Origin of the sequence: uncultured Aquabacterium sp., assembly GCF_947366995.1 — a bacterium.
GTDB lineage: Bacteria > Pseudomonadota > Gammaproteobacteria > Burkholderiales > Burkholderiaceae_C > Aquabacterium.
In genome coordinates, this window is the sequence record NZ_CANBCC010000032.1 from 11,473 (window position 1) to 29,357 (window position 17,885).

General features: G+C 66.2%; 12 protein-coding genes. 7 read left to right on the forward strand and 5 right to left on the reverse strand.

Annotated features, from left to right (window positions below):
* Together Q0Z44_RS10115 and Q0Z44_RS10120 are read left to right on the forward strand one after the other, a co-directional pair.
* On the forward strand, positions 1–2,100 hold the full coding sequence (locus tag Q0Z44_RS10115; protein WP_298012220.1) for a TonB-dependent siderophore receptor: 2,100 nt from the start codon (positions 1–3) through the stop codon (positions 2,098–2,100).
* A gap of 27 nt (positions 2,101–2,127) precedes the next feature.
* On the forward strand, positions 2,128–3,285 hold the full coding sequence (locus Q0Z44_RS10120) for a pyridoxal phosphate-dependent aminotransferase (protein ID WP_298012223.1): 1,158 nt from the start codon (positions 2,128–2,130) through the stop codon (positions 3,283–3,285).
* A gap of 4 nt (positions 3,286–3,289) precedes the next feature.
* Here the strand turns inward: Q0Z44_RS10120 and Q0Z44_RS10125 are convergent, their stop codons facing one another.
* The 3 genes from Q0Z44_RS10125 to Q0Z44_RS10135 are packed head-to-tail and all read right to left on the reverse strand — an operon-like array spanning position 3,290 to position 5,380.
* A complete protein-coding gene (locus tag Q0Z44_RS10125) occupies positions 3,290–3,844 on the reverse strand; it encodes an isochorismatase family protein (RefSeq protein WP_298012226.1) in 555 nt (184 codons plus the stop codon).
* 18 nt (positions 3,845–3,862) lie between these two features.
* Positions 3,863–4,471, reverse strand: a complete 609-nt coding sequence (locus Q0Z44_RS10130; RefSeq protein WP_298012228.1) for an alpha-ketoglutarate-dependent dioxygenase AlkB — start codon at positions 4,469–4,471, stop codon at positions 3,863–3,865.
* A 21-nt stretch (positions 4,472–4,492) separates the two neighbouring features.
* Positions 4,493–5,380 (reverse strand): MBL fold metallo-hydrolase, encoded by an 888-nt coding sequence (locus Q0Z44_RS10135; protein ID WP_298012230.1) that lies wholly within the window; start codon positions 5,378–5,380, stop codon positions 4,493–4,495.
* A gap of 152 nt (positions 5,381–5,532) precedes the next feature.
* On the opposite strand from Q0Z44_RS10135, the gene Q0Z44_RS10140 reads away from it, so the two are divergent.
* Entirely contained in the window at positions 5,533–6,570 is a 1,038-nt protein-coding gene (locus Q0Z44_RS10140; RefSeq protein WP_298012232.1) for a ProQ/FINO family protein, read from the forward strand.
* A 96-nt stretch (positions 6,571–6,666) separates the two neighbouring features.
* On the opposite strand, the gene Q0Z44_RS10145 is transcribed toward Q0Z44_RS10140, so the two are convergent.
* Complete coding sequence (locus Q0Z44_RS10145) at positions 6,667–7,761, reverse strand: porin (RefSeq protein WP_298012234.1); 1,095 nt, start codon at positions 7,759–7,761, stop codon at positions 6,667–6,669.
* Between the two features lie 230 nt (positions 7,762–7,991).
* Between Q0Z44_RS10145 and Q0Z44_RS10150 the strand changes: the two genes are divergently transcribed.
* Positions 7,992–8,657, forward strand: a complete 666-nt coding sequence (locus Q0Z44_RS10150; protein ID WP_109033845.1) for a response regulator — start codon at positions 7,992–7,994, stop codon at positions 8,655–8,657.
* Here Q0Z44_RS10150 and Q0Z44_RS10155 read toward each other — a convergent pair.
* Entirely contained in the window at positions 8,633–9,967 is a 1,335-nt protein-coding gene (locus tag Q0Z44_RS10155; protein ID WP_298012237.1) for an Hsp70 family protein, read from the reverse strand. The two genes, Q0Z44_RS10150 and Q0Z44_RS10155, sit on opposite strands and share 25 nt — an antisense overlap.
* 180 nt (positions 9,968–10,147) lie before the next feature.
* Here Q0Z44_RS10155 and Q0Z44_RS10160 point away from each other — a divergent pair, with 180 nt between their 5' ends.
* The 3 genes from Q0Z44_RS10160 (at position 10,148) to Q0Z44_RS10170 (ending at position 17,832) form a co-directional block, all read left to right on the forward strand.
* Positions 10,148–13,285, forward strand: a complete 3,138-nt coding sequence (locus tag Q0Z44_RS10160) for a type VI secretion system Vgr family protein (protein ID WP_298012239.1) — start codon at positions 10,148–10,150, stop codon at positions 13,283–13,285.
* Positions 13,278–14,942: a hypothetical protein gene (locus Q0Z44_RS10165; RefSeq protein WP_298012243.1), complete on the forward strand. Its 1,665-nt coding sequence runs from the start codon at positions 13,278–13,280 to the stop codon at positions 14,940–14,942. The genes Q0Z44_RS10160 and Q0Z44_RS10165 overlap by 8 nt, the downstream gene beginning before the upstream one ends.
* A gap of 1,957 nt (positions 14,943–16,899) precedes the next feature.
* Complete coding sequence (locus tag Q0Z44_RS10170; protein ID WP_298012245.1) at positions 16,900–17,832, forward strand: hypothetical protein; 933 nt, start codon at positions 16,900–16,902, stop codon at positions 17,830–17,832.
* Positions 17,833–17,885: the final 53 nt, after the last annotated feature.

Sequence of the window (17,885 nt, forward strand, 5' to 3'; positions counted from 1 at the left end):
ATGCGTTGTCACCCTCCTTCTCCGCTCTTTCTGGCCGCCCTGCTGGCCTGTTCTGCAACCGCCTTCGCGGCCGACGCCGAGGTCTCTGCACCCGCGGCCGGTGGAGCCCTGCCCGAGGTGCGCGTCAAGGCCAGCAAGGCGGCCAAGGCCGACCCGCTGGTGACCCAGACGCGCGCCGCCACCGTGGGCAAGAGCCCGGTCAGCGTGTACGAGACACCGTTCTCGATGGAAGTCATCGACGTCGCCCAGATCCGCGAGACGGGCGCGCGCAGCGTGGAAGACGCGCTGCTCTACAGCGCCGGGGTGCAGGCCGGCCGCTATGGCTTCGATACCCGGGGCGACTGGGCGGCCATCCGCGGCCTGTCGCCAGCGGCCTACGTCGACGGGCTGCGCGGCATCTACGGCTACTACAACAACGTGCGCCCCGACATCTACACGCTGGAGCGTGTGGAAGTCCTCAAGGGCCCGTCTTCGGTGCTGTACGGCCAGGCCGAACTGGGTGGCATCGTGAACGTGGTCAGCAAGCGGCCGCAAGCCACACCGCGCCGTGAGATCGAGGTGCAGGTCGGCAGCCACAACCGCAAGCAGGTGGCCACCGACCTGACGGGGCCCCTGTCGGCCGATGGCCAGTGGCTGTATCGCCTGGTGGCCTTGAAGCGCGACAGCGACACGCAGGTGGACCACGTGGCCGACGACGCGGTGGTGCTGATGCCCTCTGTGACGTGGCAGCCGCGCGCCGGCACGAGCATCACGGCGCTGTACACCCACCAGCAATACAAGGGGCAGGTGTCATCTCAGTTCCTGCCCTCGAAGGGCACGATCGACCCGGCGCCGCTGGGCCGTCTGTCGAGCAGCACCTTCGTGGGCGAGCCCGGCTGGGATCGCTACGACACGCGCAAGAACGAGTTCACGCTGCTGCTCGACCAGCAACTGAACGACGACTGGCGCACCTCGGCCACGCTGCGCAAGACGCACTCGGCCAGCGTGACCCGCGAGCACTGGGCCACCGTGGGGGCTGTGCCCACCGATGCGGGCGACATCACCCGCACCATCTACACCACCGACCGCAAGACGGAGGTCTTTGCGGGCGACGTGCGCCTGGAGGGCAAGCTGACGCTGGGCCCGACGCGCCACCATGTGGCGGTGGGCCTCGACCACCAGCACGCGCGCTGGGATGAATACAACTACAGCTACGGTGCGGGCACCAACATCAACCTTTACAACCCGGTCTATGGCAGCGTGAGAACGTCGGCGCTGACCTGGAGCGACCGCCCGGACAGCAAGCTGATCCAGACCGGCCTCTATGCCACCGACCACATCAGCTGGGGCCCGTGGGTGGCCTCGGCCGCCTTGCGGCGTGACCACGCGCGCAACGTCACGGTGGCCGTCAGCGGTGCGGAAACCACCGTGCACAACCAGGCCACCACGGGCCGGCTGGGCCTGATGTACAAGCTGCCGATGGGCGTGTCGCCCTATGTCAGTTACTCGGAAGCCTTCGTGCCCAACCTCGGCACCGATGGCACGTCGAGCGCGAGCTTCCTCAAGCCGACCGAAGGCGAGCAGAAGGAAGCGGGCCTGAAGTACCTGTCCGACTCCGGCCAGACCTCGGTCAACCTCGCGTGGTTCGACATCAAGGAAACGAACCGCGTGGTTCAGGGCAGCACGCCCGGCGGCGTCGAGCAGACGGGCGCCGCGACCAAGGGCTGGGAAGTGGAGGTACGCCACCGCATGAACGCGCTTGAGTTGTCGGCCAACTACACCGACATGAAGGCCGTGAACGACCAGACCGGTCTGCGGCTGGCCTCGGTGGCCGAGCGCAGCGCCTCCACCTGGGCGCAGTACCGCCTGCCGGGCGGCTGGCGTGTGGGCGCGGGCGTGCGCCATACCGGTTCCGTCACCGGCGCCAATGGCCAGCCGCTGCTGGACACGGTCAACCTGGTGGACGCGATGGTGGGCTACGTCACCGGCCCCTGGGACTTCCGCTTCGACGTGAAGAACCTGGCCGACAAGACCTATCTGTCGTGGTGCCGCGGCCTCGGCCAGGACTGCGGCTACGGCGCACGCCTCAATGCAGCGTTGACGGCCCGTTACACGTTCTGAGGTCGGTGACGGGCTATCCTCGGGCCCATGCCTGACACGCCCGTCTCCATTGCCTCACGCCTGCCGCAGGTCGGCACCACCATCTTCACGGTGATGTCGGCGCTGGCCCAGCAGCACGGTGCCCTCAACCTGTCACAGGGCTTCCCCGATTTCGACGCGCCGGCCGACCTGCTGGCGTTGCTTGACGAGGCCACCCGCGCAGGCCACAACCAGTACGCCCCGATGGCCGGCATGCCGGTGCTGCGCGAGGCCATCGCCGAGAAGGTGCAGGCGCTGTACGGCGCCACTTACGACGTCGACACCGAGATCACGGTGACGGCAGGCGCGACACAGGGCCTCTTCACGGCGATTGCCGCGCTGGTGCATCCGGGCGACGAGGTCATCGTCTTCACGCCGGTCTACGACAGCTATGCCCCGAGCGTCGAGCTGCAGGGCGGCAAGGTGGTGTACGCCACACTGAACCAGCCCGACTGGCGCCCCGATTGGGATGAAGTGGCCCGCCTCATCACGCCGCGCACGCGGATGGTGATCGTCAACACCCCGCACAACCCGACCGGCAGCGTCTGGACGGCCGACGACATGACCCGGCTGGAGGCGCTGCTCAAGGGCACCGACATCGTCGTGCTCAGCGACGAGGTCTACGAGCACATGGTGTTCGACCAGGCGCGCCACGAAAGCGTGCTGCGCTACCCCGGCCTCGCCGAGCGCAGCGTGGTGGTCTCGAGCTTTGGCAAGACCTACCACATCACCGGTTGGAAGGTGGCTTACTGCGTGGCGCCCCGCGCGTTGATGGCCGAGTTCCGCAAGGCGCACCAGTTCATCGTTTTCACCGTGCACGCGCCCAGCCAGGTGGCGCTGGCCACGTTCATGAAGCGGCCAGGGTGGTACGAGCAGCTCAAGGCGCTGTACCAGGGCAAGCGCGACATCTTCCGGCAGGCGCTGTCCGGCTCACGTTTTGAGCTTCTGCCATGCCAGGGCACCTACTTCCAGTGTGTGCGCTACAGCGCCATCAGCGATGAAGGTGACCGCGCCTTTGTCGAGCGCCTGGTCACCGAACACGGCGTGGCCGCCATCCCGGTGTCGGCCTTCTACCCCGATGGCCGAGACGAGGGCGTGATCCGCTTCTGCTTTGCCAAATCGGCCGCCACGCTGGAGAAGGCGCTCGAGCGCCTGATCCGCCTGTGACCCTTCAGCCGCGTTTGATGCGCGGCAGCACCTGCCGGAACGCGGGGTGATCGGCGCATGCCAGCCATTCGAACAGCACCATCTCGGTGTTCACGATGGCTGCGCCAGCGGCCTGCATGCGTTGAAGCGCAAGCACCTTGTCTGGCTCATGTCGTGAACCAGCTGCATCGGCCACCACGAAAACGCGATGGCCGGCCTCCAGCAAGCCGAGCACGGTCTGCAGCACGCACACATGCGCTTCGGCACCGACCACCACGACCTGGTGGCGCCCCATGGCGCGCGCAGCATCCAGAAATCCCGGCTCGCGCGCACAGCTGAAATGCCGCTTGAACACGAAGCTCGCGCCGGCGGCTTCGGCCGCATCCCGCACGGAGGGCACCGAGCCGCCCAGCTTGTCGACGCAGTGCTCTGACACCATCACCGGCACGCCCAGGTCGGCCGCGCTGGCGATGAGGTCAAGCGCCCGCCCCACGATGGCATCGGCGCCGTGCACGGCAGGCATCAGGCGGGCCTGCAGGTCGACCACCAGCAACAGGGCATCGTCGGCACGGATCAGCATGAGGGCTCCGGAAGTGGCTCAGCCCCCAGCGTAACGCGTTCCGCGCCGCAACGTTCGGAAGGTGATGGACCAGCGCCAGTCGGGCACGGGCGGCAGGCTGTGCTGCCAGCCCCAACGTGCCTCCCCTTGCATCAGATAGACCGAGCCGGGCGCGAGCGTGAGGCGCAGCGTGTCGGCCCGACCGCCGGAGCCGGGTGGCCACGGCCGCCATCGCATCTCGGCCGCCGCACCCAGCGAAAGGCCGATGACGTCTTCGAAATCGGGCACATCGCGGTGCCAGCCGAGCGGGGCCCCGGGCGGGTAGGCGGCAAGCAGCGCATGGGCCAGATCCCGTGGCGGAATGCCGGCCCAGGCCGCGGCGCGGTCGCGCACCGGCTGCAAGGCGGGGATCAGGCCGGGCGCGGGCTGCAGCCGCAGCGTGTCGAAGTCAAAGCCGTGCCCGTAGCTCAGCACCCTGCGTCGTGCGACGTGGCCCTTGTAGCGCGCCGGGGCCAGTGGCAGGTGCTGCAGCAGCGTCACCAGTCGGCTGGCCTCGGCTGCGTCAAGCAGCCCTGGCTCGTAGCGCAGTCCGGGAGGCAGGCGGGCGGGCGCCGCGGGCAGGTCGGCGAAGAGGGCGAGCTGGTCCATGGGGCGCCAGGCGTGAGCCGGTCAGGCCGAGTCACGGGGGATCGGCACCTGCGGCAGGGCGCCGAGCGCGCGGCCACTGAGCCGTTCGAACTCCACTGGATCGTGCGAGCAGCACAGCGCCAGGCCGGTCGTATGCGCACCGTGCAGCGCCCGCAGCCGAGCCTGGTTGGCCAGCCGCAGGCCGCGGTCCTTCTCCATCAGCGTCTGGTACGCGCGCAGCCCGGGCGGGCACCAGGGGGCGAAGGTGTCCATCTCGCGGCGGTGAAAGTAGGCATCGCCCGCCAGCAGCAGCCACTGCCCGTCCGTCTGCACGGCCACACCGGCGTGGCCGTGCGTGTGGCCCGGCAGCGGCACCAGGGCGAGATCCGGCAAGGCATCGCCCAGGGGGTGCACGCGCTCGAACCCTTCCCACCGCTCCCCGCCCGAGGCCTCATGCAACACCCATCGCGCGCGGCTCGCACCCCACTGCGCGGGCCGGAAGCGCTGGCGGTCCAGCCAGGTGCGCTGCGCTTCGGCGTGCACGCACTCGCTGCGCATCATGTGCACCGTGGCGTTTGGAAAGTCGTCCAGCCCGCCGGCATGATCGAAATCCAGATGGGTGAGCACGATGTGCCGCACGTCCGACACGGCAAAGCCCAGACGCGCCACCTGCCGCACGGCCGTCATCTCCTCGGCCAGGGCCGGTTTCAGCAAGGTCAGAAAGAAGCGGCTGAGCCGGGTGCGAGGCGCCTTCACATCACCCAGGCCGAAACCGGTGTCCACCAGCACCAGGCCGTCTTTCGTTTCGACCAGCAGGCAGTGGCAGCTGAGCTCGGCGCGCCCGATCACGGTGGGCAGGCGCTCGTCCATCAGCCGTCCGCCCAGCGGGCACGACGAGATGCAGTTGAGGTGGTGTACGCGGCAGCCCATGCTGTGCCTCCCGGGGGTCCGTGTGCGACGTTTTGCCGCACCGGCAGTGCCGGCAAGGGCCGTTCCCGGCGCCGGGGCAGCGGTCTATCGTGGCAAGGGCCGCCACATCGCGCACAATCGAGGTTTCGCCCTCTGGCGCTGCCACCTGCTTCATGTCTTCGACTCCCCTGCCTCCTTCGGACCTTCCTTCCGCTCAGCCCGCCGAGCCCGACACCCCGGCGACGCCCGACGTGCCGCAGGCGGACGCATCGGCTGCACCGGCCGGCATGAGTCCCGCAGAGTGCGCGGCCGAGCTCCAGCGTCGCTTCCCCGCGCTGTTCGGCGGCGAGCCCAAGCCGCTGAAGCTGCGCATCCAGGTCGACATCCAGGAGCGCGCGCCCGGCGTGTTCTCGAAGTCGGCGCTGTCGGGCTTCTTCCGCCGCTACACGCACGCCACGGCCTACCTGATCGCCGTCAGCAAAGGCACCTCGCGTTTCGACCTTGATGGCCAGCCTGCGGGCGAGTTGTCGGAAGAGCACCGTCAGATTGCCGAGACCGAGCTGGCCCGCCGCCGCGCGCTGGTCAAGGAGCGCCGTGAGGCCGAAGCCCAGGCACGCCGCGACCGCGCGGCCGTGCTGGCCGATGTCGACGCCGGCAAGCTGACCGCCGAGGCCTACTGCGCCGACAAGGGCGTGGCGCCCGAAGCGTTCGAGGCCCTGCTGGCCCAGGCCCGCAAGGAAGCCGCCGAACCCCGCCCCGAGCCTCGCAACCGCGGCCCGCGCAACGGTCAGGGCCCGCGCCGTGACCGTGGCGGCGATCGCGGTGAACAACGTGCGCGCGGCCCGCGTGCCGAGCGCGCGCCGGGCGAAGCCGCCCCGGCCGCCGGCGGTGAACCCGGCGCCCGACCGGCCCCGGCCGAACGCGGCGAGCGTGCAGAGCGGGGCGCCCGTCCGCACGGCGACCGTCCGCAAGGCGATCGCCCCCGCGGCGACCGCGCCCCTCGCCGTCCGGATGGCGAGCAGCGTGCCGGCCAAGGCCCGCGCCCCGACCGCGGCGATCGCAACGACCGTGGTCCCCGCCGCAACGATCGCTCCGATCGCCCGCGTCAGGACGCCACCCCGCGCCGCGAGCGCCCGGCTGATGGCAACGCGCCGAAGTCGGCGCTGGCCCTGGCCCTCGAAGCCGCCAAGGCCAAGTCCGGCAAGGCCTGACCTGCGTCCCATGTGCCGGCCTTGAACGCCGGCGCGCCACGAAAAAAGCCGTGACCGGTCAGACCGTCACGGCTTTTCTTCTGGGCTGAACGCCGATCAGAAACGGTGCTGCAGCCCGAAGCCGATGCCCGTCTGGTGGTTGGTCAGCGGCGTCTGGTCGCGGAACACGCCGGTGAGGGTCCGGCTGCCGTCTTCGGTCTTCGCGCGGGCGATGGCCGCAGTGGCGTACAGGCGGGTGCGCTTCGACAGGTCGTAGTGCACCTTGCCAGCCAGCATCACCGGGTTCGACGGCGTGCCATGTTTGTTCTCGACATACACGCCGCCGAAGGCCGTCACCTTGTCGACAACCGGCGCGCTGGCGCCCAGCCAGTACACGGTGGTGTGGAAGGCGGCATTGCTGCTGCTGACCGTGCCCACTGGCTCGCGCTTGGTGTCGCGCACGCCTGCATAGACCTTGCCCGTGCCCAGGGCGTAGGTGCCCGAGGCGATCCAGCTGCGGTTGCTGGTCGAGGTGGTGGCGGTTTCCGTGGCGGCGGTGCGGCCATCATCCAGGCTCAGTTGCACCGACACAGGGCCGTCTTCGTAGCCGACGGACACGCCGCGGCTGGTGTTCGCGTTGAGCGAGCCCGCCACTTCACCGAGGCCGGCGTTCAGGCCCAGCTTGATCTTGCCGAAGGTGCCCAGGTAGCGCACGCCGTTGCTGATGCGGCTGGTGAACGAGGCCTTCGGCACCGTGGCCGTGCTCGTGACCCACGAGTATTGCGGCGCGTAGCCCATGAAGTCGTGTGCGCTGATGAAGTCGTAAGCCACGGTCGACATGCGGCCCAGCGCCACGCTGCCCAGCGCATTGCTGTCCAGGCTGACCCAGGCCTGGCGTCCGAACAGCGTGCTGTCGGCGGCGCCGGTGTCGGCACTCAGTTCGCCTTCCAGATTGAACTGGGCGCTCAGGCCGTTGCCGAGGTCTTCCTTGCCCTTGAAGCCGAAGCGCGAGGTGTTGATGCCCCCCGAGTTCAGGCGCCACTGGCTGTCACCGGCGGCGTTGTTCTGGGTGCGGTATTCCATGCCCAGGTCGATCAGGCCGTACATCGTCAGGTTGGTCGACTGCGCCTGCGCCCCGAACGCGGCGAAGAAGGCGGCCAGTGCGGTGGCACTCAGGACAGGCAGGCGGGAAAGGCGGCGGGTGTGAGTCATGTCGTCTCCGTCTGACCCCGTTGAAATAGGAAAATGGGTCAGTGGCCGCGGATGATCGACAGCCTTCCTGTCAGAAATCTGGCGATGGCCGTCCGGGCCGCCGCTTCACGGGAAAACACCGAGACCCGGCGCCCACACCGACGGTGCGCGGGCTGCGCGGTGCCGGGCGTTCCGTGATGAAATCGGGTGGGCCTTCAGGCCCCTGCACACCACAACGAGGTTGAATCCCCATGCGCCTGCTGCTTGTCGAGGACCAGGAAGCGCTGGCCGACTGCCTGGCGAAAGCGCTGCGCCAGGGCGGCCACGCCGTGGACGTGATGGGCCGGGGCGATCACGCGGACCACGCCCTGGCCACGCAGCCCTACGACCTCGCCATCCTCGACCTCAATCTGCCGGGCATCGACGGCCTGGAGGTGCTGCGCCGCCTGCGCGCCCGGGGCAGCGGGCTGCCGGTGCTGATCCTCACCGCGCGCGACAGCCTGGCCGAGCGCGTGAGCGGCCTCGACATGGGCGCCGACGACTACCTTGCCAAGCCCTTCGAACTCAGCGAACTGGAAGCCCGCGTGCGGGCGTTGTCACGCCGGGGGATGGGGCGTGCGCCCGTGGTGCGGGTGGGGCGCCTGGCGTTCGACACCGCGAGCCGGCTGGTCACCTGCGAGGGCCGCCCGCTGTCTCTGACGCCGCGTGAGCTGGCCGTGCTCGAGGCCTTGCTGTCCCGGCTGGACCGCCCCGTGGCGCGCGAACTGCTGTTCGAGAAGGTGTACGACATGGACGCCTCGGCCCGCCCCGAAGCCATCGAAAGCTATGTGTCGCGCCTGCGCAAGAAGCTGGAGGGCACGGGCGCCAGCATCACCACGCTGCGCGGCCTGGGTTACCTGCTGACCGACGCCGACTGAAACAGCCGCGCGGCATGCAGGCCGAGGCCGGTGGCCACCGAAGCGAGCCGGTCGCCCCGCACGGCCTGTGCCGTCGGGAAGGCTGCTTCCAGCTGCTCGGTCAGCAGCTTCAGCCCCGTCGAGCCGCCGGTGAAGTACAGCGCACTGATCGCCTCGGCCGGCACCCCGGCCTGGGTCACCGTTTCGCGGGCGCACGCCACGATGCGCGCCAGGTCGTCGCGCAGCGCCTGTTCGGCCTGCGCCCCCGTCAGCGGGCTGTGCAGACCGACCTCCACCAGCGACAGGTCGATGTCCGTCGAGCCGCCTTCGGCCACCGCGATCTTGGCGGCTTCAGCGCGGCCCACCAGCGCATGCCCCAGCCGCTGGTTCACCACCTTCATCAGGCGCTGGTGCTGCACCGGGTCGCCATAGAAGTCGGCCATGCTGCGCAGCTCGGCTACGCGCTGTGGCTGGTACACCGTGTTGATCAGGTGCCAGGTGGTCAGGTCGAAGTACACGCGGCTGGGCACGGGGCGCGGCGCCTGGCCCTTGAGGCTCGGGCCGAAGCCGCCATAGCCCAGCGGCGGCATCACGCTGGCCAGCGACACACGCCGGTCGAAGTCGGTGCCGGCGATGTGCACGCCATGGTTGGCGAGGATGTCGCTGCGGCGGTCGAGTGCCTGGGCGCGTTCCGGCCCCACGCGCACCACCGAGAAGTCCGACGTGCCGCCGCCGATGTCGGCCACCAGCACCAGTTGCTCGGTGGTGGCCTGCTGCTCGTAGTCGAACGCCGCGGCAATCGGCTCGTACTGGAAGGCCACGTCCGTGAAGCCGACCGCGCGGGCCGCCGCCTCCAGCGAAGCCTGCGCGGCCGCATCCCGCACGGGGTCCTCATCGACGAAGAACACCGGCCGCCCCATCACCACGCGGTCGAGCTGCGCGCCGCCCGCCTGTTCCGCCTTGCCGCGCAGGTGCCGCAGGTAGCCGGTGATGATGTCGAGGTACTTCACGCCCATGCCGTTGCCGACTTCGGTGGTCTGGTCGACCAGGGCCGTGCCCAGCACGCTCTTCATCGAGCGCATCAGCCGGCCTTCATAGCCCTCGATGTAGGCGGCCACCGCGGCGCGCCCGAAGGTGCGGGGCAGCGCGTCATCCCGCCCCACGCCGCGCACCGAGCCAGGCGGCAGGTCGTCCGCATCGGTGCAATAGAACACCGCGGTCGGCATGGTCAGGTGCTCGCCTTCCAGCTGCACCAGCCGCATGCCGCCGCCGGCCTCCGGGATGGCAATGGCCGAGTTGGAGGTGCCGAAGTCGATGGCGCAGTAGGACATGGAAGCAAGCCCGGGAGGCGAGGGGGAGCAAACGGGCCCGCGATTGTAGGGGCCCCGCACCCCGCGAGCAGGTTGCGCACCGTAACGCTTGTTTGCAATTTTCCCCATCAGGTGTGGTGGGGCGGGGGAAGGGCCCCGCGGAGAATCGCGCGATACCGACAATAAAACTCAGGTGAGTGCATGAACCTACCGTCCGTGGGCGGCATGGTCTCGGCCGCGCGTGCTGCGCGGCCTCTTCTGTCCGATCCCTCGTCCCTGGCCGGCGAGCTCGCCTCGCGCCTCCAGGCGGCGCTGGGCATCGGTCAGGCGACCCGACTTCTGCAGCTTGAAACCGCCCTGCCCTCGGCCACCCTCGTGGTCGAGCGCTGTCGCATCACCGAAGCCGTGCAGGCCGACGAACCGCTGTGGGCCGAGGTGGACGCCGTCTCTACCAGCGCTTTCCTCGAACTCAAGGCCTTGCAGGGCGAGCAGATGACGCTGCGCCTGAAACGGGCCGACGGCAGCTGGCGCAACTGGCACGGCTATGTGGTGCGCACCGCTCAGCTTGGCGCCGATGGCGGCCTGGCCCGCTACCGCCTCACGCTGGCGGCCTGGACCCACTGGCTCACCCACCGTCGCGACACCCGCATCTTCCAGGATCGCACCGCGCAGGACATCGTCTCCGACGTGCTCTCGGCCTGGCCGCAGGCGCACTTCCGCTTCGACGTGGCCGACCCCGGCCCGCTGCGCGCCATCACCACCCAGTACCGCGAGACCGACTGGCGCTTCGTGCGCCGCCTGATGGCGCAGCAGGGCTGGAGCTGGCGCCTGGAACACGACGGCGCGCGTGAAGGCGCAATCACAGGCGCCCGCGCTGCGAAGCACACGCTGGTCATCTTCGACGACCAGGCCGAGGTGCCCGACCTCGGGCCGCTGCGCTTCAGCCGGCCCGACATGCGCGGCGGCGGTCTCTGGGGCACCGGCCTGTTCGGCGACGGCCTGGCCCAGGACACCGTGACCGCCTGGCGTGTGGGCCGCCATGTGGGCCCGAACGCCGTCACCCTGGCCGCGTGGGACGAGCGCCAACTGGCCGGCGTGGCTGGCACCGCCACGGCCCCGACCGAGCAGGGCGCGCTGCCCACACTGGAGGACTATCGCGGACACGGCGAACGCCAGCACGCCGACGGCCGTGTCACCACCGCCCAGCCGGGCAGCCCGGCCGTGGCCGATGCCCGCGCCCAGGCCCGCATGGCCGCCCATGCGCTGCACCACGTGCGCGCCGAGGGAGACAGCGCGGTGCGCGGCCTGCACGAAGGCGCCCGTTTCCTGCTGACTGAACACAGCCTATACGGCGGCGCCACGGCGCTGGCATCGGCCGTGCGCGCGGCCGCGGCCGGACGCCCGCCGGCCACCGAGCCCACCGCACCGGGGGCCTTCCGCGCCCTGCGCGTGGTGCACGAGGCGGCCAACAACCTCGGCAGCGAAGCCGCCCGCCTGCTGCGCCAGCCCGACATCGAGCAGGGCAGCTACCGCAACCGCTTTGACGCCGCCCCCGCCAGCCTCCGATTGGCCCCGGCGCCCCTCGACGCCCCCACGGCCCCCGGCCTGCAGACCGCCGTGGTGGTAGCGCACGACGGTGAACCGCTGACCACCGACCGCGACGGCCGCATCCGCATCCAGTTCGGCTGGCAGCGCGGCGCCCGCCCGCTGGCCGGCGCACAGAGCGCGCCCACCACGCCGGGCGGTGCCGAGACCGGCCATGCGCCGGGCGACGCCACCAGCGGCACCTGGGTCCGCGTGGCCCAGGGCGTGGCCGGCCCCAACTGGGGCGCCGTCTTCACCCCGCGCGCCGGCACCGAGGTGCTGGTCGACTTCGTCGACGGCGACATCGACCGCCCGCTGGTGATCGGTCAGCTGCACAACGGCCAGCACGACCTGCCCTGGCCGGCGGGCGTGGACGCCGGCACCAACCACCCCGGCACGATCTCCGGCTGGCACAGCCCCCACCTGGACGGCGGCGGCGCCAACCAGTGGCTGCTCGACGACGCGACTGGCCAGCTCCGCATGCGCCTGGCCAGCCACAGCGGCGCGACCGGCTGGAGCGAACTCAGCCTGGGCCACTTGATCCAGCAAAGCGGCCGGGGCGGTGCGGGCTGCGCCCACCGCGGCGCCTGGCTGGGCGAAGGCTTCTACGGCCACACCGACGGCTGGGCCATCGTGCGCGCCGGCCAGGGTCTGCTGCTGAGCACCAGCGCCCGGCCCGCGATGGGCGCGAGCGTGCAGAGCACCCAGATGGACGCGGCCGAAGCCGTGAGCCAGCTCAAGGGCGCGCGCCAACTGGGCGATGCGCTGAGCCAGAGCGCCCGCCAGCAGGGCGCGGCTGGCCTTGCCAGCCACGATGCCAGCCAGGCGCTGCAACAGCACACCGAGGCCATGGACCCGGCAGCGCAGGGCAAGTACAACGGCGCGGTGGGGGGGCAGGAAGCGAAGAAGGCCCAACCCGGCAGCCGCACCCTGCAGGACCCGGTCGAGCGCTTTGCCAAGCCCCTGCTGCACCTCGACACCCCGGCCAGCGCCGTGTTCGTCACCCCGGCCAGCATCGGCCTGTTCAGCGGCCAGGACACGAGCCTGACCACGCAGGGCGACGTGCAGCTGACGGCTGCGCACACCCTGAGCGCCGTCAGCGGCCAGACCACCAGCCTGTACACGCACGCGGGCGGCATCAAGGCGATTGCGGCCAACGGCCCGCTGAGCCTGCGTGCCCACACCGACGCGCAGCAAATCTGGTCGGACAAAGACCTGACCATCCAGAGCACCACCGACGAGATCCGCATTCAGGCCAGCAACAGCATCACGCTGACGGCGGGGCAGAGCCAGATCGAGCTCAAGGGTGGGAACATCACCTTCACCTGCCCGGGGACGTGGACGGTGAAGGGGGCGGGGCATGATTGGGCGGGAGGTGGGGGTGGAATTGCGAGCTTGCCTGATCTGCCGGATGGTGCTGTGGCAGTACCCAGCTCGACTCCGGTTCCGATATTTACACCCGCGCCTGAAAAATTCAGTGAACGGTTGGTTGTATTCAACCCGATCACCGGAGAGTCAATGGCGGCGAAGTATTCGTTGCACAAGGGGGAGACCGTTGTCGAACACGGCAAGACCAGTGGGGATGGCCAATCGCCAAGACGAGTCAGAACAGAGGTCGAAGCTCTGCATGCCTTGGTCGGGCCAAGCGCTCCATGGGTCGTCGAATATCACAGTGGAGAAGACGTGCCCCAGCGATTCGAAGGCTCAGATGAAGCTATGAATGTGGCAGATGATTTGGGGAGTTTGTATGACTGACGGCGTTGGAAATACGGCGCCGGTTGAAGAAGCCGCGGCAGGACTTTATCCGATGCCAGAGTTGCCCAAACCCGATGTGGTTGCTTGCAGCGAGCCTCCCAAGGCTTCCGAGGAAGTTCCCTATGCTGACAAGCGCGGGGAGGAATCCGAGGACCAAGCGTTGACGATATTGTTTCGCGACGGGCTCGACCAACCTATCCAAGGCATGACATTGACTTTGACCTTGCCTACCGGTGCGTCGCTTGAGGCAAAGACACTGACGAAGGGCGACGTCTCCTTCGGAGTGCCTCAAGACCGCAAGGGTCAAGTGAAGATCGAAGTCAAAGACGACAAAGGGGAGGTGCAGCCCGTTTGCGAGATTGATCTGAGCAAGTGTAAGCAGGTCGCCATTGCTCGCAGTCCGAAGGTGAAAGTTGATATGCCGCTCAGGGCACACCAACAGGCGGCGCGACCCACACCACCAAAGACTGCCGCTGCCGATTCGGGTAAGCGCTCGTCGGCGTCCTCAAAACCAGATCGGGCGCTTCCGCCGGCAGCTGCGGCGGCATCGCCAGTTGCCGGCGCAGCGCCAAAAAAACAAAGTAAGGACAGTACTTGGTGGAATGTGAATGGCGCGGTCGAGCGTGCCAGGGCTTGGTTGGCTGCACATGTCAATGTAGATGGTCTGTTTAGCCAAAGCCACGCAGCCGTGACCAAGACACTGTCTGAGGCAGGGCAGCCAGTAACCATCGCGGCGGGGCCGGAGTGCCCCAATTCAGACAATTTACGTCTCGGCAGAAACAACGTTTATAGAACCCAAATCTTGAGTGCCGCCAAACGGCTTGGACTGGCGCCTCAGGCACTGTGCGCGCTCATGGACTGCGAGGCTGGCAAGGTTGCTGAGAAATTGCCCCGGATCGGGCCCGATGGCAACCAAATGAAGGATAAGAAGGGCCGCCTGATGACCGTAACCGTGCGCGAACTGTGGAATGCAAACGCGGGCAATCCACAAAGTGGGGCAGCGGGCCTGACCCAGTTCCTCGCCAGCACATGGCTGACACATGTGTTGATGCCTGGCTGCTTCATTCATGAGCAAAGCGTAGCTAAGGGCTGGGTGCGCCGGGAGAAGAATGCAAAGGGCAAGAGCTACTGGGCATTTGTGCTGAGCGATGGTTCAATTACGACGACGCCAGGAAAACAGAAGGGCGATCAAAACGTCAAGAACTGCTTGGCAATGCGGATGGATCCTGATTGGTCAATCAATGCTGCGGCTGACTATGGCAACGCGAACTTGAAAGTCTTGGAAAAGCAGGGTTTCAAATTGGCCGGTCTGAGTGATATGGACCGGGCAAAGCTGATGTATCTTATGCACCATGAGGGGGAGGGCGCGGGGCCGTTGTTCATCAAGAATCGGCTTGTCAAAGGCTCGGGCGGTGAAGCGGGGCTAAGACGGAAGTTCGAGATTCAGTTGGGCGCCGAGGGAGCCGCAAAGGCTAACGAAATGATTGAGGAGGCCGACGGCGATGTTGAAAAGGCTTACAGGGCTTGGTTTGCTGTCTTTGTCGATAGGCAATTTGCTCAGTCTGAAAAATACTTTTGCAGCGTGGCTATCAAGCCAAGTCGACTTTCAGATCTTCTGGTGAAAATTGGTGGTGAGGAGATCTCAATTGTCGAGTAAGCAGGTTTCGGTTGCCATATTAGTTCTTGCATCCTTTGTTGGATGTTCGAATGCGAACGATTCTGTCTTGTGCAAGACCAGTAAGCCAAAGATATATCCCTTTGGCGAGGTCTCACGAACCGAGTGCACCTATAACGGGGGCGCTACTGAGGATTCGATAAACTTTCAGGGGAAATCCATTCTTCGGGATGTGCGGTTGTTTCCCGATGACTCGAGTCCAGACAAATCCATTCGCATATATACGAGTGGCGCCCCTACATCAACGGCCTGCGCTGGACGTTTGTATTTGGTGGACTTCAACATGAAGCCACCGAAGATTCTTGCCTTCGGGGTTAAGAAGGCGTGCAACGAGTTCCACTGGGCTTCTTGGGGTGGTAAGCGAAGCGTGATTGCGCTTAAAAACAATGTCTCTTTCATTTATGAAAAAGGGAGACTTATTCCGCCCCCCCGGGGGGCGAAGCTTTGGAGCTCAGTGGAGCCTCCTCATGCGGGGCCTGGATTGTCAGTTGAGGATGCGGTCGGATTTGTTGAAGAGCAACTGCACTCGAACTAGTATTGCTAGACACGCGCATCGAATGTGAGGTAATCGTTTTGTGCCACCTAATGATTGGGTGGTCATATGTGCTTGCATTTCACATGACTGTATAGCGCTTGCCCCAATGAGTGACAGTCGCATACAGTCGGCGGAGTAGCGTCGAGTACTACCCTGCAATTGCCGCGACCAGCGGCGAAATCAAGGGCGTTGATTCTGGTGCAGAAGGCTTGACCTTGTTCCGTTCATTCGGGTCAGGGTACTGCCCATCTGCGGGCCATCGTCCTGGCTTGGCTGGGGCGGTCAGCCAGCGGCTACCGCCGTCAGGTCGCGCTGGCTATCGCGTGAGGCAATTGTTCAGGGCGGACTATGTGTGCCGGGAGATGTTATGTCGAGCATGTTAAATCTGATAATTAAAGGCCTGTGGGTTTGCTGCTTGGGTTTTTCGCTGATCTCTCATGCCGCCAAGTGTGACGCCAACGAAGACGCCACCTTGCCGCGATTGTCAAGGGGTGAGCAAACTTCCGACCTCTGTTTCCTGGATGCTGGTGGCGTGGTCCAAAAGGCGCAACTTGGTTTTGAGCTGAATCGTTCAAGGTTATTATTGAAAATAAAAGGCAGGAAGTTTGTGATTGAGCATGTAGGGCGACACTAGGATCAGGCGTTGGTCGGATCATTAAGTCATGTGCGATTTCTCCCGGTGAGATTGCAACCATATGTCCACAGGGGGTATGTGTTGTTTGTCTCTTCCCGTCGCTCTGTCTCTGGTGCAGGTGGCGCGGGGCAGTGCGGATCAGGCGTGGAGGACTACCTTAATGTGGTGGATGTCCAAAACCCTGGCCGGGTCAAGGCGCGGTTCTTGGTCGGGAGTTGTGTTGAGAATATCGAGTTAGCAGATGTAAACCGGTTCGAGGATTTCCAGTCTTTCCGCGTGGAGGGCGGAAGGCTTGGTATTCGATTCTTGAGCTACGATGATCGCTGCGGGGAGGACTTGACTGCTTTCTCGAACGCTGATTTCAAAGGGCTCAGATTCGTTTCCTCGTGCTGAGAGAAGAATTGATGCTTTGTTTGCAAATTTTTGCCAGAAGAATCCCAGTGTGCCGATTCGCTTTGAAGGGATGATTTTTCACGTGAAGGGCGCACTCGTGCTCCCCCTTTGTCCTCTGATCTAAGAAAGGTCTGCACAAACGAGCACTGACCGTGGTTGGGTGTGCTGAGGGATGCGCGATGATTAATCTGAGCTGACGGCGGCCGGTGGCACCGTGGCTGATCGAGCCCTTGGAATACAGGTCATCTTCGGAGTTCGAAGGCCGATACCATTTCCAGCGCGGCTAGTCAGCCCGCCATCAAGGTTTGACTCGAGGCAACTGGCCTCCACGGAAACAGGGGCGATTCAGTCCTCCAGCATCATTGGTTCGAACCGAAATGAGCGCACCTCTCATCCCTCAAGAAATTTACCTGCTGGAGCGCTACAGTTCGCTGGCGTACTTCGGTGTCATGCGCGATCACTTCGCCAGTACGGTGAAAGCGGCCAACGATGCGCTGGCGGCCTTCATGCAGCACTTGCCTGCGGATTACCGAACTCGACCGCTGAACCATCAACCTGATGCGGTATGGGGTGAACGTGTGATTTCGAACATGCAATGGGTCCTCAACGGCTTGAACAAGGCGTATGTTTACCTGTTTCAGAACAACTTGAATGCACTGGGGCAGGCAAGCAACGTGGGGACCACGTTCAATGCGATCAACCGTGACTACTCGATCGAATGGATGCCGCAGCCGTTTCAGGACCTGTTTGACAATGGGTGGCTGGACTGTGGATACATGCACTCCAACATTTCCATCACGTCCTTGGCACAGTGGTGCCGAGGTGAGCTGACTACGGGCGACGAAGAGCGCAATCGCGGCCCTTTGAATGCCCCACCAACGTGGCCCCAGTACCGTCTGAATGCGGAAGTGCGTGTCAGGACGGGCGACAAGGTGCCGCGCAACGGGATCTACCTGCCGGACGTTGGCAACGCATGTGCACAGTTGCTGATCGAAGGCCATGATGCGTGGGGCGCCAACGTGCTGCGCCATCCGGACGACCCCAACAGCCAGGCTTTCGATCGCGTGCCCGCCACTTGGACCTTGGTAGAGCGTGTGGCCGATGAAGGCGGTGGCGTGCCGGGGGAGGAGCCCTGGCGAGCCCATGCTGCGCAGCGCTTGCGTTGTGAAGCGGGGCAGTCTTGCCCGCATGAGGGGGGGTGGTTCACGCCGGCGGGAGAAGGCCGGCGGCATTTCAAGCAAGGCGAAATCATGCCCAGCCTGGGCGGCGACTACGGCATGACGATCTGGCAGTGGTGCAATCCGCAATGACGAGGGGTGTCAGGCGAACATGCATGACCGGCCCCGATCAAGCAGGCAATCTC

Bases quoted from the DNA above. Each gene is read 5' to 3' on its own strand.
- Q0Z44_RS10145 (WP_298012234.1), bottom strand. From the start codon at position 7,761: ATGACTCACACCCGCCGCCTTTCCCGCCTGCCTGTCCTGAGTGCCACC.
- Q0Z44_RS10150 (WP_109033845.1), top strand. From the start codon at position 7,992: ATGCGCCTGCTGCTTGTCGAGGACCAGGAAGCGCTGGCCGACTGCCTG.
- Q0Z44_RS10120 (WP_298012223.1), top strand. From the start codon at position 2,128: ATGCCTGACACGCCCGTCTCCATTGCCTCACGCCTGCCGCAGGTCGGC.
- Q0Z44_RS10135 (WP_298012230.1), bottom strand. From the start codon at position 5,380: ATGGGCTGCCGCGTACACCACCTCAACTGCATCTCGTCGTGCCCGCTG.
- Q0Z44_RS10160 (WP_298012239.1), top strand. From the start codon at position 10,148: ATGAACCTACCGTCCGTGGGCGGCATGGTCTCGGCCGCGCGTGCTGCG.
- Q0Z44_RS10115 (WP_298012220.1), top strand. From the start codon at position 1: ATGCGTTGTCACCCTCCTTCTCCGCTCTTTCTGGCCGCCCTGCTGGCC.
- Q0Z44_RS10130 (WP_298012228.1), bottom strand. From the start codon at position 4,471: ATGGACCAGCTCGCCCTCTTCGCCGACCTGCCCGCGGCGCCCGCCCGC.
- Q0Z44_RS10125 (WP_298012226.1), bottom strand. From the start codon at position 3,844: ATGCTGATCCGTGCCGACGATGCCCTGTTGCTGGTGGTCGACCTGCAG.
- Q0Z44_RS10140 (WP_298012232.1), top strand. From the start codon at position 5,533: ATGTCTTCGACTCCCCTGCCTCCTTCGGACCTTCCTTCCGCTCAGCCC.
- Q0Z44_RS10170 (WP_298012245.1), top strand. From the start codon at position 16,900: ATGAGCGCACCTCTCATCCCTCAAGAAATTTACCTGCTGGAGCGCTAC.
- Q0Z44_RS10165 (WP_298012243.1), top strand. From the start codon at position 13,278: ATGACTGACGGCGTTGGAAATACGGCGCCGGTTGAAGAAGCCGCGGCA.
- Q0Z44_RS10155 (WP_298012237.1), bottom strand. From the start codon at position 9,967: ATGTCCTACTGCGCCATCGACTTCGGCACCTCCAACTCGGCCATTGCC.